The organism is Caballeronia sp. dw_276 (assembly GCF_018449635.1).
Taxonomy (GTDB): domain Bacteria; phylum Pseudomonadota; class Gammaproteobacteria; order Burkholderiales; family Burkholderiaceae; genus Caballeronia.
This window is the reverse complement of sequence record NZ_JAAVUV010000006.1, coordinates 194,500-210,571: the sequence shown is the minus strand read 5'-3', so window position 1 is coordinate 210,571 and position 16,072 is coordinate 194,500. Positions and strand designations below refer to the sequence as shown.

The window sequence follows — 16,072 nt, the reverse complement described above, 5'->3', positions numbered from 1 at the left end:
GCGCACGCAAGCGCTTGATGCAGCACGCTTTTGGCCCCAAAAAACAGACGGCCCGGCAAGCTGGCGCTTGTCGGGCCGTTCTTTACGCGACAAAGCCGGATCAGTCCGCTTTCTTCGCGTTCTTCAGGTTGGCGTCGGCAGCGGCTTCGTTCGCCTTCGACTGCGACTCGGTCTTCTGCTTGTCGGCCTTGGCCTGTGCGACGTTCGCGTCCTTATCGGCTTCGGCCTGCTTCTTGGCGGCTTTCTTCTCCGCGTGCGTGGGCTCGGTATTCTGTGCAACCGATACCGTCGCCGCAGTCGCAAACGCGCCCGCGAGCAAGGCAGCGCACAAACGATGAGTGGTCTTGGTCATGATGTTCTCCCTCTATTTTTTCCCGAACGCGGCCATAGGAAACGACCGCGTTCATCGATACACCGGGTTTAGTGCTGCAGGTTCGTGTTCTGCGGACCATTCGGTTCGGCGGACTTCAGTTCGTCGTTGGCCGTCTGCTTGTCGGCCTTCTTGTTGATCTTGGCGTTACGGACTTGCTCCTTGTATTGCTCCTTCGCTTGCTTGCTGGTCGCCTTCAGTTCCTGCTGCGATGCCTTCTTCGATGCCTTGTATTCCGCGTTGGCCTGAGCGTTCGCATTGCGCTTCTGGACCAGAGGATCGGTGGGTGCCGGAGCCGTCAGGTTTTGCGGCGCGGGCGTAACCTGTGCGGGCGGCTGGCCGGCATCGGAAGGCTGTGCGGTCTGGGCAAAAGCGGAACCTGCGATAGCAATGAAAGCGGTACCAAGCAGCATCTTCTTGACTTGCGACATATTCAATTCCTCTCTGGCGATTGTTTTCCGGGTATCGATTGCAACGCCGGGCAGCATGTTTCGTGTCCTGAAACGCCCTTGGGCACTGCGCGCTGCGTTTCGCCCGTCTACTGGACTACGGGACAACGTATTACGATTGACCCCGCTCCCTCCGTCCGGGTTCTATGAAACCCGTCACTGTTACCGAAGGTTTCATTTCCTGACATGTTGCAAAGGACTGGACGGCCGGATTTACCGGGACATGGCGGTAGTCGCACGCGGCGTGCCCGCACACCCGATACTTCACACAGATACTGGTTGCATCGCTGGTTTATGATGTGCGCCCGATTCGTTTCAACCTGCAAAGAGAGCCGCCATGCCGCGCCAGGAATTCACGCTCACGGGCGATTACGTCGAACTGCATAACCTGCTCAAGATCATGGGCTTAGCCGACAGCGGCGGCTCGGCGAAAATGCGCGTGGCCGAGGGCGAGGTGAAGGTAGACGGCAAGGTCGAGTTGCGCAAGACGTGCAAGATCCGCGCGGGCCAGACGGTTCTTGTCGATGACACCACCATCAAGATTCGCAAGCCGGCATGAACCAGCCGATCGATGCGGCAACCACCTGACGGTGGTCAAGTTTTACATTGGAACAGGTTGGAAGGCGCGGCCGGAAGCGCGATAATCGAGGCTTCGCAACGGCCGCATCGAGCGTCATCAAACGGCCACTCAAGCACGTTTTTTTGTAGCGATCTAAAATTGTTTCAGGCGGCATCAGTGAATCACGCCGCCGATTGCGCAGGACCTACGTATCACCCCCGTGGCATCCGGACATCGTCCGGCCAAGCAACTCCATCCCGGCAACCATTCCTTCTTCCGCAACGCGTGGACGTCCTTCAGGACCTGCACGGCCCTTGCACCGCTTTATCCGGCGATCTGGTTCGCCGGCCTAGCAGATGTTTTCAGGCACGCGCCCGTCCAACAGGCCGATGACCAGAGCATTAAATATTCGTGTCAGGGCGCAGGCATTTTGCCCGGCACTTTTTTGCCCTCTATCTGGAGCAATTCCATGTACAAGACCAACGCATACGCCGCACGTTCCGCCACCGAACCGCTCAGCCCCTTCGAGTTCGAGCGCCGTGACCTCACGCCGCACGATGTGCGTATCGACATCCTGTTCTGCGGCGTGTGCCATTCGGACCTGCACACCGCCCGCGGCGAATGGGGCGGCACGGTGTATCCGAACGTTCCGGGCCATGAGATTGTCGGCCGTGTGGTCGAAGTCGGATCGGAAGTATCGAAGTTCAAGGTCGGGCAACTCGCCGGCGTCGGCTGCATGGTCGATTCATGCCGCACTTGCCCGAGTTGCCAGGAAGGCCTCGAGCAATATTGCGAAGGCAGCGGCTTTGTCGGTACCTACAACGGACCCGACAAACACACCGGCGGCGTGACCTACGGCGGTTATTCCACACAGATCGTCGTCGATGAAGCCTTCACCCTGCACATCCCGGAAAACCTCGAACTCGCCGCCGTTGCGCCGCTGCTTTGTGCCGGCATCACGACCTACTCGCCGCTGCGCCACTGGAACATTCAGCCGGGACAGAAGGTTGGTATCGTCGGATTGGGCGGCCTTGGGCACATGGGCGTGAAGATCGCCGCCGCGCTCGGCGCGCACGTGGTGCTGTTCACCACGTCGCAAAGCAAGGTGGAAGACGGCAAGCGCCTCGGCGCGCATGAAGTGGTGATCTCGAAGGATCCGGAGCAGATGGCGAAGCACGTAAACAGCTTCGATTACATCCTGAACACGGTCGCGGCTTCCCATGACCTCGACGCCTTCGTGACGCTGCTCAAGCGCGACGGCGCCATGACCCTCGTCGGCGTGCCGGAGCATCCGCATCCGTCGCCGTCCATTGGCAATTTGATTTTCAAGCGCCGGTCGCTGACGGGTTCGCTGATTGGCGGTATCGCGGAAACGCAGGAAATGCTCGATTTCTGCGGCAAGCACGGAATTACGTCGGATATTGAAATGATCCGCATGGACGAAATCGATACCGCGTACGACCGGATGGTCAAGAGCGACGTGAAATACCGCTTCGTGATCGACATGAGCTCGATCAAGCAATAAGCTAGAAGGCTTTCGTTCTCTTTCGCCGGCTTTGGGTTCTGCGTGATTCACGTCTGAACTCCGTAGCGCGGCCGGAACGAACGGGCGATGCAGGGCCGGCAACGGCCTTTGCATCGCCCGTTACTGTTTTTGCGGCGGCTTTGTAAGGCCGTCCAGGCGCACCGGCGCAAGTTTCCTTGTTATCTGTCATGCCAACCCGAATGAATCGCGCGACCGCGCCGCCCAGCTTCTCCCGTCATGCCGTCGATACCGCCAGGCTCGCGGCGCCGCTCGCCATTTCGCAGCTCTCGCAAATGGCAATGGGCGTGACCGACACCATCCTGCTCGGCTCACTCGGCCCCGACGCGCTCGCGGCGGGCGGTCTGGGCGCGAACCTGTTTTTTGTCGTGGTCGTGCTGCTGCAGGGCGTGCTGACGTCGGTGAGCGTGTCCGTCTCGCACGCGCGTGGCGCGAATAACGACCATCTCGTACCGAATATCTACTGGACCGGCTTCGTCCTTTCGCTGCTGCTCGCCATTCCGGCGTTCGTATTGCTGAGCTTCGCCGAACCGATCCTGCTCGCATTCCACGAACCCGCGATGCTCGCCAAAAACGTCGGCGAATATTGCGCGGTGCTGCGCTGGGGCGCGCCGGGCAGCCTGATCGGGATCGGCATGATGCGCGCGTTTCTGCCGGCTATCGGCGCGGCGCGGCGGCTTTTGTGGGTATCGATTGGCGGCGTGTTCGTGAACGGGTTCTTGAACTACGGCCTGATCCACGGCGCGTATGGCCTGCCCCGGCTTGGGTTTCTGGGCTCGGCGGTTGCGACCACGATCACCGTCTGGGGAACCGCACTCATGCTGGTGGCGTTCCTGCATTTGCGGCCACGGTTCAAGCATTTCGTCGCCGCATCGCGCCCGCGCCTGCCGTTGATGGGCGAGCTGTTTGGCATCGGCTGGCCGGTTGCGATCACGTACGGCGTCGAATCGACGCTGTTTCTCGCCACCGGCATGACCGTCGGCACGCTCGGCGAAGCGCCGCTCGCCGCGCACCAGATTGCGTTGAACGTGGCGTCGGTGGCGTTCATGGTGCCGCTCGCCATCGGACAGGCGGCGAACGTGCGCGTGGGGTACTGGATCGGCGCGGGCGTACCCGTTGCCGCGCGCCATGCGGGGTTTGTCGCGCTTGCGCTCGGCGTGGCGTTCATGGCGTTGTCGGGCTGCGTGCTGGTGCTGGCGCCGCACGCGATCGTCGGGCTGTATCTGCATCTCGATGACCCGAAGAACGCCCAGACCGTCGCGCTGGCGGCTTCGCTGCTAGGCGTGGCCGCCGTATTCCAGATCGTCGACGGCATGCAGACCGTTGCCTCCGGCGTGCTGCGCGGGCTGAAAGACACGCGCGTGCCCATGCTCGCCGCTGCATTCGGCTATTGGGGCATCGGCTTTCCGACGGGTTATTTGCTGGCGTTTCACTTCGGCGGCGGGACGAAAGGCCTGTGGTGGGGGCTTGCGGCGGGGCTGGCGAGTGTCGCGGCGCTGATGACCTTCCGTTTCGACCGCATGAGCCGCAGGCTTGTAGCCGGTGGCACCTTGCCGGCCGGGAAAGACCGCCAGGCGTCACAAAATACGGCTTAAGGCAATGCTCCCGCATAAGTTAAGCAGGCATTGTTGGTTGGAATCCGGACGCCCGGCAGATACGATCAAGCCGTCTCCTTGAGACTCATCCAGTAACAGGGGTATTAGGCCCGCTTCGTTGAAGCGGGCTTTTTTTCGTCTGCATGATCCGTGATTCCCCTCCCCGCTTTTGCTTAAAACGAGCCATCCAGCGTGTCCGTACCCAATTTCCAATAAAATGGGCTCGCGTGATCCTCGCGCGTTCAAACGAGATCCGGCGCCAAGAACGACAAGGACGGTGCATCGAAGCCGTGACCAGATCAGAAAAATCGCTTGGGAAAGAAGAGAAATGGACGTGTCGGACCGTAGCAAGCAGTCATCGAACACTTCAACCCGGAAAGACGGGCCGAACGAGGTTTCGCGGTATCTGAAGCTATCCGTTGCGACTCTGACCGCGCTGACGCTCGCCGCTTGCGCCACGCGCCCGCCGGCCAGCGCGTTTGACCATCCGGTCACGCACGCGCTCGCAGCCACCGCCGATACGCCGCTACGCGCTGCTATCGCGCAGAAGGAAGCCGCGCATCCGGATGAATCCGGCGTGCGTCTGCTGCCGACCGGGACCGAGGCGCTGCAGGCGCGCATCGCGCTCGCCCGCGCCGCGACGAAAACGCTCGACATGCAGTACTACATTGCGGAAGAGGACAACACGGGCAAGCTGCTGCTCGGCGCGGCGCTTTATGTAGCCGACCGCGGCGTGAAAGTCCGGATGCTGGTGGATGACCTGAATTTCAAGGACATCGACAAGATCATGGCTACGCTGAATTCACACGACAACATCGATATCCGCGTCTTCAATCCGTTCGGCAGCGCGACCCGCAGTTTCGGCGAGCGCACGCGCAATCTTTTCACGAATGTCGATCAGTTCACGCGCCGCATGCACAACAAGGCGATGATCGCGGACAACCAGATCGCGATCGTCGGCGGCCGCAATCTCGGCGATGAATATTTCAGCGCGAGTCCGACCATTCAGTTTCGTGACCTTGATGCGTTCGTTGCAGGGCCGGCAACGCAGGAAATATCGGCGAGCTTCGACGATTACTGGAACAGCTCGATTGCGTATCCGCTGCGCGCGCTGAACAAGCAGAAATTCGATCCCGCCGATCTCGATAAAACCCGCGCCGACCTTCGCCAGCACTGGAAGGACCAGGCCGACCCGCTGAACGCGAAACCGCTCAACGCAACGCCGCTCGCACAGCAGATCGCGCAGGACAGCCTCGGCCTGACGTGGGCGCGCACGGAGTTCAGGGCTGATTCGCCGGTCAAGATCGAGCATCCCGATCCGGACTACAAAAGCCCGCCCATGCAACGTCTCATCGAACTGGCGAACGCGGCGCAGAGCAGCGTTTTGATCGTGTCGCCGTATTTCGTGCCGCACGATGAAGGCGTCAAGGCGTTGGCCGCGATCACCGGCAAAGGCGTGAAGGTCGAGATCCTGACGAATTCGCTCGCTGCAACCGACGCCGTCGCGGTCCAGGCGGGTTATGCGCCGTATCGCGTGCCGTTGTTGAAGGCCGGCGTCGATCTCTACGAACTCAAGCCCGTGATCGCCGAAGGCGCCGGGGAGCCGCGCGCCGGCATCTTTGGGTCGCAATCGCGTTCGAGCCTGCACGCCAAGGCTTACGTGATCGATCGCAGTATCCTAGTCATTGGTTCGATGAACCTCGATCCGCGCTCGGCGTCCCTCAACACCGAACTCGCGCTGATCGTCTACAACCAGGAGATAGCCCGCGAGGCCGCCGAGTTGTTCGACCGCGGCATTGCGCCGGCAACGGCGTATCGTGTGGAGCTCGCATCCCCCGCAGTACTGGCCGGCCTCCAGAACACCGGCTCGCCGATGTCACCGCTCATCTGGACCACCGAAGAAAACGGCCAGGTGCGCACGTATAACTTCGATCCGCAAGCCGGTTTGTACCGGAATCTGCTGACGGGATTGTTCATGTTGCTGCCCGTCGACTCTCAACTTTAAGCGTCACGTTTCAACCGAACCTGAAGGAGCAAGTCGTCATGACGGACAACGCAAGACTCGAGAAAGACACCTTCGGCGAAATCGCCGTGCCCAACGAAAAACTCTGGGGCGCGCAGACCCAGCGCTCGCTGCAAAATTTCAAGATTTCGAGCGAGAAACAATCGCCGGAACTGATCGATGCGCTTGCGATCGTCAAGCGGGCATCGGCGGAAGTGAATGCCGAACTGAAAGTGCTCGCCGACGATAAAGCAAAAGCCATCATCGCCGCCGCCGATGAAATCCTCGCCGGCAAGCACCCCGATGAATTCCCGCTTGCCGTGTGGCAAACCGGCTCGGGCACGCAGACGAACATGAACCTCAACGAGGTGATCGCGAACCGGGCGAGCGAACTGATGGGCGGCGAGCGCGGCGAAGCGCGCAAGGTGCATCCGAATGACGACGTGAATCGCGGGCAATCGTCGAATGACGTGTTTCCGACCGCCATGCACATCGCGGCGGCGGTGGCGATAGTCAAGCATCTGGTGCCGTCGCTGAAAACCTTGCGTGCCACGCTCGATAAGAAATCGAAGGACTTCGATTCGATCGTGAAAATCGGCCGCACGCATTTGCAGGACGCAACGCCGCTTACGCTCGGACAGGAGTTTTCAGGTTACGTCGCGCAACTGGATCAGGGGATTCGTCACGTTGAATCGACGTTGCCGCATTTGTATCAACTGGCGCTCGGCGGCACGGCGGTCGGCACGGGCTTGAACGCGCATCCCGAATTCGCGGTGAAGGTCGCGAACGTGATCGGCAGGCTCACCGGCCTGCCGTTCGAAACCGCGCCGAACAAGTTCGAAGTCATGGCCGCCGCTGATGCACTCGTGTTCGCGCACGGCGCGCTGAAAACCATAGCAGCGGGTTTGATGAAGATCGCCAACGACATTCGCTGGCTAGCAAGCGGACCACGCTGCGGCCTCGGCGAATTGTCGATTCCGGAAAATGAACCGGGCAGTTCGATCATGCCGGGCAAGGTCAATCCGACGCAATCCGAGGCCGTGACCATGCTGTGCTGCCAGGTCTTTGGCAACGACGTTGCAGTGAATATCGGCGGCGCGAGCGGCAATTTCGAGCTGAACGTATTCCGCCCGATGATCGCGCACAACGTGCTGCAATCCGTACGCCTTCTCGCCGATGGCGCACAAAGTTTCAACGACAACTGCGCAGTCGGCATCGAGCCGAACAAGCCGCGTATCGAGAGTCTGCTGAACGAATCGCTGATGCTGGTGACGGCGCTGAACCCGCATATCGGCTATGACAAGGCCGCGAAGATCGCGAAGCAGGCGCATAAGGAAGGGACGACGCTGAAGGCTTCGGCGCTCAAGCTCGGCTATGTGACGGAAGCCGAGTTCGACGAGTGGGTGAAGCCTGAAGAGATGGTCGGCAAGAAGTAAAGCCGGGGTTGCAGCGGTTGATCACGTATCAACCGTTGCCTTCAAACGGTAATTAACGTGCTGATGTCTTTCGCGCGGCCAGGAAACCCTGTTCGACTGCATGCGCGAGCAGCGTCTTGCCCGAGTCTTCGAAGATGTGGCCGATGCGCTTGTCAGTGTCCCCTTCGGCGACCTCGACATCCCCGACGCGTAATTTCAGGCCCGTCGCAGTCAGCGAGCGCTTCACGCGCGCGACCAGTTCATCGTGATCTCTGGTCAGCGCCTTGATTGGATCGGCCTTCCCATGCAGTGAGGCGAGCATCAACTGATCCAGAACGCTGATCCCGGCACCCCCACCCTGCCGGGGCGACGCCAATGCGCCCCAGACCTCGCCGCGCTCGATTCGCGACAGCAAAACACCGTTGAGCCGGTCCGCTGCCGCGCGCGGTTGTTCCGCGCCATAACGCACGACGGTCTCACCAACTGCGATCGATAACCGCAGCAGCTTCAGGATGGAGTCGAGCGAGAGTCCGGCGAACTCGGGTGCATCGAAAACTTGCGCCAGCGTTGTTTCCGAGCGGCGCAGCAATTCGAACAAGCGCTTGTGAGCATTGTCGGAGCGAGTGATCGTGGCGTGTTCCACGCTGACCTCCGGCTTGTAGACCGCCGACGCGTTGCCCCACAAATAAACGTGGCGCGCTTGTTCGCGCAGACGGATATCACTGAGCTGAGCCTTGCCGCGCACGAAGATATCCGAGCGGAATCCGCGATTCACAAAGTAGTCGCGCAGTTCTTCCGCCTCGATTGGATCAGCAACCGTTTCCAGCATTTGCCGCTGGTCGTCTCCGAGCCACGCAACGGGCGCCATGTGCGCAAACCGCGCGCTGCCAGCAAAGCTCAACTTCGCCTCGGCCATTTCCTGCGCAATGTCGGTGATGTGAAATGGCGTCCACTTTGCATGCAGGTATTCGTGGACGAGATAGTTTTTATCGAGATCGTTAAAACTATTTACGCGGCTCGCCGAGTCAGGGTTGCGCGTGAAATGCAGCGCTTCAAGGTTCTTTACCTTCGCTGCCAGTTCATAGGCTTTCGCCCATGCATCGCCGCCCTTTCCCGCGCCGAGCATCAACAAGCGTTGCAGCGGTTGAATCTGCGCGCAAGCGACCATGGCGTTGTAGCTGATTTGCACAACGCCGCCCGGCTTCAGATAGCGCGTGAGGAACTGCATGATCTGCGCACGCGTTTCGTCCGATACCCACGAGATAATGCCGTGCAACGTGACGTAGTCGAACAAAGGCAAATCGACCTTGCCTTCTGCAAGCTCGCCGAAGCCGTTTTCCAGCAAGGTAAGGTTTGGCAAGCGCGCTTCGTCGCGTACCGATGACGCGCTCAGCACATGCAGCGGGTTGAAATCGCAGGCGTAGAACTCGCCGTTCGGGTGTGTCGCGGCCAGGATCAGCGACGTCAGTCCCTGACCAAATCCAAGTTCGCAATAAGTGAATTTTTCAAGCGATGGCGGCTGTACACGCTGCATCACAAGACACGCATTCAGATAGCTTGGGCTTTGTTCCTGATAGTAGCCGGTGGTGTAAGCAACGGAGCTGTTGTAGCCGGCCGTCCAGGTCATGGTAGTTCCTCATTCAGATTGTGGCGCGGCCACGTTGATGGCCTTTCGCTCGATGCGCTGAACTATGCCGACAATGCACACGCGCTTGAATGAGAAACGTCTTATTTGCTTGTTTCGTTTGATGAAATTCTAGACTTTGCCCGCCGCGACTTCTTCCGGCTTCAATTCCACGATGGCATCGAGCGCATCCTTGACGTCCATTGCATATTTTGCGAGCCGTTTCTGCTCGTCGGTCACCGGCACGAAGGACGGAACCGGCACCGGTTTGCCCTGTTCATCGACAGCGACAAACACCATCAGGCAATCAGTCGTCTGCTGCAATACGCCGCTCTTCGGGTCTCCGGCATGCACCGATATATGCAGGTGCATGCTCGTGCGCCCGGTTGCGACAACCCGCGCGCGCAACTCCACGAGATTGCCAACCAAAATGGGCCGGCGAAAGCGGATGTTGCCCACGCTCACGGTTACGCAATAACGTCCGGACCAGACGGCGGCACACGCGTAGGCCGTCTCGTCCATCCACTTCATCAACGCGCCGCCGTGAACCTTGCCGCCGAAATTGACGGACGTCGGCTCGGCAAGAAACCGGAACGTGGTTTCGGACCGGTCGGTGATGGGGGCATCGGTGGAATTTGAGAGCGGCGCTGCAGTGTTCATGTAGATGTAAGGCACGCCCAGCGGGGCTGCCCGGCAAAGTGGAGTTGCCGGAATTATACGAGTCTCAAAATGTGGACGGGTTCACGGCAAGACGCGCTGACCTCTACTTCCGTACCGAAATGCCTTCATCGATAACGCCATACATGGTGATGCCGCTCGACCCGCCCGCCGACGACGATCCGCCCGACGTTCCCGCGCACCCCGCACACACCGCGGCAAGCAGCGCCACTACCAATAGTTTCAGCATGAAAATCCCCAGCAAGACCGCACTTCGATACGAAACCCCATTTTAGCCCCGTGCCTCCAGCGCATCGATACTTCACGTCTCAGTGAAACATCGCGTGCACCGAGCCGCTAAAGTAGAGTCAATCGAAGGAGGTTTTCATGACCCTCAATCACGACGATGCACGCCCGTTCCCGGGTTTGTCGCGGATTGGCGCGCTGCTCGCGGACCCCGGGCGCGCCGCCATGCTCTGGGCGCTGATGGACGGCACCGCCCGCCCCGCCGGCGAACTGACGATGATCGCAGGCATCTCGCCCTCGGCGGCGAGCGGGCATTTTGCGCGGCTGATCGAAAGCGGATTGCTCGCGCTCGAGGTCAGCGGCAGGCACCGGTATTACCGCATCGCCACGCCCGACATCGCGATGGCGATCGAAGCGCTCGCCAATCTTGCGCAAGCCAGCGCCCCGCTGCGCGAGCCGGTTGAAGTGCATCGCCGGGCACCGAGGCCTGCGTCGGCCGTGCCGCTCGACATGCGGTACGCGCGGACCTGCTATGACCATCTCGCGGGTGAACTGGCGGTGAGGTTGTTCGAGCGGATGTTGAAATCAGAATGGCTGGAGGTCATACCCGGTGCCGCGCCCGAATCCGCGCGCCCCGGCCCCACCTCGCTCGACGCAACCGCGCGAGGAATCGACGCGTTCTCGCGACTCGGCATCGATCTGAACAAGCAGAAAGCACGGCGGCGGCGCTTCGCGTGCACGTGCATAGACTGGAGCGAGCGCCGGCCACATCTGGGCGGCGCGCTGGGCGCGGCTTTCCTCGATGCGTGCACCGAACACGGCTGGCTCGAAACCACATCCCGGCGCCGCATTCTGCGCGTCACGCCGGCGGGTGAGCATCATTTCGCCGAGGTCCTCAAGGACACATAGCCATTGATGGCCCGTTCAAAAGCCGACCAAATATGACAAATACAAAACCGGTTCGCCTGTAAAGTTTTTGACTCGCTTGTGACGTCAGGGGCACGCGGCGGACTGGTTTATCGAACAACGACCGGTCATTCCCAGGGGTTTATCGGCAATACCAAAATTGCGATCCATGAGTGCCTTGGCGTCCATTCAGGCGTGAACAACAAACCAGGCATGGCCTTCAATGGAGACAACAATGATCGTATCGCCGCACCGGCTCACGTTTGCCGCAATAGCAGCTTTGAGCGTGCTCGCCGCGCCGTTCGCGCTTGGGCAGCAAGCCGCTTTCGCGCCCGCCAAGGACGCCACGGCCATCACCCGGCAAGACAACCTTGCTGTCTACCAGCAACTCCCCTTCGCCGATAAAACCGACTTCGACAACGCGCAGCGCGGCTTTATGGGCACGATTGCGAACGGCACGTTCCCAACCGACGACGGCCGCACGAGCTGGGACCTGAACAAGTACGCTTTTCTCAAGGGTGAGGCGCCCGACACGGTCAATCCGAGCCTGTGGCGCATCGCACAGCTGAACATGTTCACCGGCTTGTTCAAGGTGACGGACCGCGTGTATCAGGTGCGCGGACTCGATCTCTCGAACATGACGATCATCGAAGGCGATACGGGCATCGTACTGATCGACGTGCTGACAACGCGCGAAGCCGCCCGCGCGGCGCTTGATCTCTACTTCCAGCATCGGCCGAAGAAACCGGTGGTCGCCGTGATCTACACGCACAGCCACGCGGATCACTACGGCGGCGTGAAAGGCGTGATCGACGAAGCCGATGCGAAGAGCGGCAAGGTCAAGGTGCTCGCGCCCAGCGGCTTCTTGCAGGAAGCCGTGGCGGAGAATATCTACGCGGGCAACGCAATGGGCCGCCGCGCGCTATATCAATACGGCGCCATGTTGCCGGCGAGCGCGCGCGGACAAGTCGATGCCGGTCTCGGCAAGACCAACGCGCGCGGCAATCTCGGCTTGATCGCGCCGAACGACACCGTCGAAAAAACCGGCGATACACGCACTATCGATGGCGTTCAGTTCGAATTCCAGATGGCGCCCGGCACGGAAGCGCCTGCCGAAATGCTGATCTACATGCCGCAGTTCAAGCTGTTGGATACCGCCGAAGACACCACGCACACCATGCACAACCTGTACACGCTGCGCGGCGCGCAGGTACGCGACACGGTGCAATGGTGGAAGACCATCAACGAAGCCATCTTGCACTACGGCGACCGCACGGATGTGGTGATCGCTCAGCATCACTGGCCGACATGGGGCCGTCAGAATGTCGTGAGCTACATGGCCGATCAGCGCGACATGCTCAAGTATCTCCACGATCAATCGCTGCGTCTCGCCAACGCCGGCTACACCATGACTGAGATCGCGGAGCAGGTTCAGTTGCCTGATGGCATCGGCAAGAAGTGGTACAACCGCGGCTATTACGGCTCGGTGAATCACAACGTGAAGGGCATCTACCAGCGCTATCTCGGCTGGTACGATTCGAATCCGGCGAACCTGCATCCGCTGCCGCCGGAAGAAGAGTCGGCGCGCTTCGTCGAGTTCATGGGCGGCGCCGACGCAGTGATCGCGAAATCGAAGCAATCATTCGATAAAGGCGATTACCGATGGGTCGCAACCGTGATGAACAAGGTCGTGTTCGCGGATCCATCGAACAAGGCGGCTCGCGAACTTCAAGCCGATGCGCTCGAACAACTTGGTTACCAGACCGAGAACCCGACGTGGCGCAACGAGTATTTGATGGGGGCGTTCGAGTTGCGCAACGGCGTGCCGAAGGGCAAGGGCATCAATACGGCAACGCCCGATGCCATCGCGGCAATGAGCCCCGAAATGTTGCTCGACTTCATGGGCATCCGGCTCAACGGTCCGAAGGCGGACGGCAAGCACACGGTCATCAACTGGAATCTCGGCGATGGCCGCAAGTACGGCATCGAGCTGCGCAATTCGGTGCTGATTTATACCGAAGGCGTCGCGTTCGCGAACCCGGACGCCACGCTCACCATGAACAAGAACGACTTTGCCAGGTTCTTGATGAGCGGCGGCCAGGCGGGTGGTGACAAGGTCAGCGGAAACGCTCAGAAGGTCAGCGAGCTGTTTGGTCTTCTCGATACCTTCGACCCGATGTTCAACATAGTCACGCCTTGATCGCCGGATGCTTTAAAGCGCCGCTTTAAACCGCCGCTTTAAACAGCAATAGGCGCCTTGATGCCCGGGTGATATTCATAACCTTCGATGACAAAGTCTTCGTATTGGTAATCGAAGATCGACTCGGGCTTTCTCGCCAGCTTGAGCTTGGGCAGCGGATACGGCTCGCGGCTCAATTGCAGGTCCACCTGCTCCAAGTGGTTCAGGTAGATATGGCAATCGCCGCCCGTCCACACCAGTTCGCCTACATCCAGATCGCATTGTTGCGCGAGCATATGCGTGAGCAACGCGTAACTCGCGATGTTGAACGGCGTGCCCAGAAACACATCCTGGCTGCGGCAATACAAAAGACAGCTCAGCTTGCCATCGTTCACGTAGAACTGCGCGAGGCAATGGCAAGGCGCGAGCGCCATGCGGCCGGCGCGGGCGTTATCGACGGGAGACATGGATTCGTCGGGGAAATCCGCCACGTTCAGCGCCGTCAGCATCAGGCGGCGTGAATTCGGCCGCGTCTTGATCTGATGCACGAGCCCGCTTACCTGATCGACCATCGTGCCGTCGTTTTTTGGCCAGAAGCGCCATTGGTGACCGTAGACCGGACCAAGGTCGCCGTTTTCATCGGCCCATTCGTCCCAGATCGTAACGCCGTGGTCTTTCAGGTATTTGATGTTCGTATCGCCGTTCAGGAACCAGAGCAGCTCGTAGACCACGCTTTTCATGTGAATGCGCTTGGTCGTCACGATCGGAAAACCCGCCGCCAGATCGAACCGCAATTGCCGGCCGAACGTGCTGATCGTCCCTGTGCCGGTCCTGTCCATCTTTCGAGCGCCGCGCTCGAGAATGTCTTTGAGCAGTTCTTGATACTGGATCATGGAAGGGTTGTTCGTAAAAGGGGTGGCCCGTGGCTGGATTCCTGTGGCGAACAGCAGTAATCCAGCCGCCGATAAAACCAAACCACGATTTTACCAAGGGCCGAAAGGTCTGGCGCAAAGACGTCTTTAAGGGGGTAAAGCCGTACGAGTCGCGGCGATTCGGGTGAACGCCGGATTTGGACTTCAGACGAGGACTTCAGACGAACTGGAATACCCGACGGACCACCGTCAGGCGCGGTCAGGAATCAGCCGCGCGTGACGTGTTCCGTGGGGGCATCGACTTCAATGTGACGCATGCCGTGCGCGCTCAAAAGGCGGTACAGCGTGACGCGCGAAATGCCGAGTTCCTGGGCCGCGTCACCAAGACGCCCGCGATGACGCAACAACGCAAGTTCGATGGCCTGCCGCTCCGCCGCCTCGCGCGCCTGCGCAAGCGACACCGGCGCAACTTCCACGTACTCGCCCAACTCAAGATCGCGCGCGCTGATCTGCCGCCCTTCCGACATCACGATCGCGCGACGCACGCGGTTGATCAACTCACGCACGTTGCCGGGCCAGCCATAATTGTGAATGGCAGCGATGGCATCGGGCGCAAAGCCGCGCAGACGCCGGCTCGCGTCCTTCTTGAAACGGTCGAGCATGTGCTTCGCGAGCAATTCGATGTCTTTCCCGCGCGCGCGCAGCGGCGGTTCATCGATTTGCAGCACGCACAGACGGTGATACAGGTCGGCGCGAAACCGCCCTTCGATCATCGCTGTTTGCATGTCCACGTGCGTGGCCGAGATGATGCGCACGTCGACAGGCGTGGAGCCGTGTCCGCCGAGCCGCTCGACCTTGCGCTCCTGCAGGAAGCGCAGCAGGCTGGCCTGGCTTTCGAGCGGCAGATCGCCGATTTCATCGAGGAAAAGCGTGCCGCCATTGGCCGCTTCCACCCGCCCGATCTTGCGTTGATTTGCGCCAGTGAACGCACCGCGTTCGTAGCCGAACAATTCCGATTGCAAAAGGTGCGCGGGAATCGCGCCGCAATTGATCGCGACGAACGGCTGTTCGCGCCGGGCCGAACGTTCGTGAATGGCGACTGCCGTCAGTTCCTTGCCCGTGCCGGATTCGCCCGAGATGAAGACCGGTGCGTCGGTCATCGCAACCTTGCGGATGGAGCGGAACAGGCTGAGCATGGCGTCGCACGAACCGACCATTTCGCCTTCGGCGCGGCCGTCGCGCGCATCGTTCGATGCGTTTTCGTGCAAGGCCACCATGCCGTATGCATGGCCGACCGCATCCACCACGCGATCATTCGATGTAGGCAACGTCACGTAGTCAAAGCAATAGTCGCGAATCAGCCGGCGCACGGCCGCGTCTTCCAGTTGGCCCGTCACGGTGGCCGCGACCCAGCCCACGTTGGTGAGCGTCAGCGACGCTTCCAGCGCCGCAAGTTCATGCGCTTCAAAATTGCTCGATAGATCCAGCAAGCCGCCCGTTGCCAGATCGCTGCGAAGCCAGCGGCGAGCATCCTTGGCATTGGAAACTACCTCGATGTGCCAGCCCCTCTCCTCGAACCGGGCGCACAGAGGCGCACTCGGGTCACGAGTCACATATATTAATTGCCGCCGAGCGACTTCCATTGTTCTGATCCT

Annotated in this window: 14 protein-coding genes; 7 read left to right on the top strand and 7 right to left on the bottom strand. The window is 60.4% G+C overall.

Going from position 1 to position 16,072, the window contains the following annotated elements:
* Nucleotides 1-100: 100 nt before the first annotated feature.
* Nucleotides 101-352, bottom strand: a complete 252-nt coding sequence (locus HB633_RS14655; protein WP_213778800.1) for a hypothetical protein — start codon at nucleotides 350-352, stop codon at nucleotides 101-103.
* A gap of 68 nt (nucleotides 353-420) precedes the next feature.
* Entirely contained in the window at nucleotides 421-801 is a 381-nt protein-coding gene (locus tag HB633_RS14650; RefSeq protein WP_213778799.1) for a hypothetical protein, read from the bottom strand.
* Nucleotides 802-1,156: 355 nt separating this feature from the next.
* Here HB633_RS14650 and HB633_RS14645 point away from each other — a divergent pair, with 355 nt between their 5' ends.
* The 5 genes from HB633_RS14645 to fumC all read left to right on the top strand — a co-directional run bounded on the left by HB633_RS14645 (nucleotide 1,157) and on the right by fumC (nucleotide 7,954).
* On the top strand, nucleotides 1,157-1,378 hold the full coding sequence (locus HB633_RS14645) for an RNA-binding S4 domain-containing protein (RefSeq protein ID WP_213778798.1): 222 nt from the start codon (nucleotides 1,157-1,159) through the stop codon (nucleotides 1,376-1,378).
* 469 nt (nucleotides 1,379-1,847) lie between these two features.
* Nucleotides 1,848-2,903 carry an NAD(P)-dependent alcohol dehydrogenase gene (locus HB633_RS14640; RefSeq protein WP_213778797.1) on the top strand — a complete coding sequence of 352 codons (1,056 nt, stop codon included), beginning with the start codon at nucleotides 1,848-1,850 and terminating at the stop codon, nucleotides 2,901-2,903.
* Nucleotides 2,904-3,103: 200 nt separating this feature from the next.
* A complete protein-coding gene (locus tag HB633_RS14635) occupies nucleotides 3,104-4,516 on the top strand; it encodes an MATE family efflux transporter (RefSeq protein ID WP_255580935.1) in 1,413 nt (470 codons plus the stop codon).
* 328 nt (nucleotides 4,517-4,844) lie between these two features.
* Nucleotides 4,845-6,521 (top strand): phospholipase D family protein, encoded by a 1,677-nt coding sequence (locus tag HB633_RS14630; RefSeq protein ID WP_213778795.1) that lies wholly within the window; start codon nucleotides 4,845-4,847, stop codon nucleotides 6,519-6,521.
* 38 nt (nucleotides 6,522-6,559) lie between these two features.
* Nucleotides 6,560-7,954, top strand: coding sequence for a class II fumarate hydratase (fumC, locus tag HB633_RS14625; protein ID WP_213778794.1), 1,395 nt, complete (start codon nucleotides 6,560-6,562; stop codon nucleotides 7,952-7,954).
* Nucleotides 7,955-8,006: 52 nt separating this feature from the next.
* On the opposite strand, the gene HB633_RS14620 is transcribed toward fumC, so the two are convergent.
* The 3 genes from HB633_RS14620 to HB633_RS14610 all read right to left on the bottom strand — a co-directional run bounded on the left by HB633_RS14620 (nucleotide 8,007) and on the right by HB633_RS14610 (nucleotide 10,464).
* Nucleotides 8,007-9,560 (bottom strand): class I SAM-dependent methyltransferase, encoded by a 1,554-nt coding sequence (locus tag HB633_RS14620; RefSeq protein ID WP_213778793.1) that lies wholly within the window; start codon nucleotides 9,558-9,560, stop codon nucleotides 8,007-8,009.
* Nucleotides 9,561-9,689: 129 nt separating this feature from the next.
* Nucleotides 9,690-10,217 (bottom strand): acyl-CoA thioesterase, encoded by a 528-nt coding sequence (locus HB633_RS14615; RefSeq protein ID WP_213778792.1) that lies wholly within the window; start codon nucleotides 10,215-10,217, stop codon nucleotides 9,690-9,692.
* 103 nt (nucleotides 10,218-10,320) lie between these two features.
* The gene (locus HB633_RS14610) at nucleotides 10,321-10,464 is read right to left on the bottom strand and encodes a hypothetical protein (protein WP_213778791.1); all 144 of its coding nucleotides are present in this window, start codon (nucleotides 10,462-10,464) and stop codon (nucleotides 10,321-10,323) included.
* A gap of 137 nt (nucleotides 10,465-10,601) precedes the next feature.
* On the opposite strand from HB633_RS14610, the gene HB633_RS14605 reads away from it, so the two are divergent.
* The gene (locus HB633_RS14605) at nucleotides 10,602-11,369 is read left to right on the top strand and encodes a helix-turn-helix transcriptional regulator (RefSeq protein WP_213778790.1); all 768 of its coding nucleotides are present in this window, start codon (nucleotides 10,602-10,604) and stop codon (nucleotides 11,367-11,369) included.
* A 232-nt stretch (nucleotides 11,370-11,601) separates the two neighbouring features.
* Nucleotides 11,602-13,566, top strand: a complete 1,965-nt coding sequence (locus tag HB633_RS14600; protein ID WP_213778789.1) for an alkyl sulfatase dimerization domain-containing protein — start codon at nucleotides 11,602-11,604, stop codon at nucleotides 13,564-13,566.
* Nucleotides 13,567-13,604: 38 nt separating this feature from the next.
* Here the strand turns inward: HB633_RS14600 and HB633_RS14595 are convergent, their stop codons facing one another.
* Nucleotides 13,605-14,438, bottom strand: coding sequence for a thymidylate synthase (locus HB633_RS14595; RefSeq protein WP_213778788.1), 834 nt, complete (start codon nucleotides 14,436-14,438; stop codon nucleotides 13,605-13,607).
* 245 nt (nucleotides 14,439-14,683) lie between these two features.
* Nucleotides 14,684-16,060 carry a sigma-54 dependent transcriptional regulator gene (locus HB633_RS14590; protein WP_213778787.1) on the bottom strand — a complete coding sequence of 459 codons (1,377 nt, stop codon included), beginning with the start codon at nucleotides 16,058-16,060 and terminating at the stop codon, nucleotides 14,684-14,686.
* Between the last annotated feature and the right edge of the window lie 12 nt (nucleotides 16,061-16,072).